This is a genomic window from Oleiphilus sp. HI0125 (genome assembly GCF_001635355.1).
This window is the reverse complement of record NZ_LWGF01000213.1, coordinates 1-729: the sequence shown is the minus strand read 5'-3', so window position 1 is coordinate 729 and position 729 is coordinate 1. Positions and strand designations below refer to the sequence as shown.

Sequence of the window (729 nt, the reverse complement as noted above, 5' to 3'; positions counted from 1 at the left end):
AGGTCAAATCATGAAATTTAAAAATCTATTCAATGTAAGAAGCAATTCGCGCTCAAATAGGGCTGCAAGTCCTCACCTATATTTGCCCACGTATCCTCTGAGTCATTCGCATAAAAGATTGGTCGAGAGGAGTTTGCTCTCCAGCTTGCGTGATGCAACGCAGACGTTTGATAACGAGGTTGATCGAGTTATGGCAGTTTTGTCGACAACCGTTAATAGAGATGTTCAGAGGAATCGAATTAATGACGTGATGGCTACAGGGGCAGGCACTTTCTTGGAGATGGGTGGTCTTGAGTGTGTGCATTGGTATCTGGAGTGTGATGGTGAGAGTGTCTATTTGTGTCGCTCTTCTTTTCGGGTGGTTAGTCCTCTTGAATCTTGGTTAACTGAACGTGTGTTGGTGCTAGGTTCTTCAGTGTTAGTTGATTACTTGCTACTCGTTAATAGGGGAGAGGGCAATATAAACAAACATTGGTGTTTGGCTTGCGAGATTTTGCGTCAGGTTTTACAGCTTAGTGAGTGTGCAGATTTCTCCAAGCGATCTTCGCGCGGTCAGGGTTTAAAAATTTATTATGAAGGCTTGTGCTTTGTAGTTCATAAGTCGGATCAAGTTTATATGGTTTATTCTGTCTCAGGGTCGGTGGCATTGTTGCAGGCAGTCTAGGGTCTTCAAGGTCTCTTGTATGGGTTACGTGCTTGTCTTTTTACTCATAACAGTTTGTATATTGG

General features: G+C 43.1%; 1 protein-coding gene. It reads left to right on the top strand.

Features of this window, described 5'->3' with window-relative positions; genetic code table 11:
- Positions 1-145: 145 nt before the first annotated feature.
- Positions 146-664, top strand: coding sequence for a hypothetical protein (locus tag A3762_RS03305; RefSeq protein ID WP_068754066.1), 519 nt, complete (start codon positions 146-148; stop codon positions 662-664).
- The last annotated feature ends 65 nt before the right edge of the window (positions 665-729 follow it).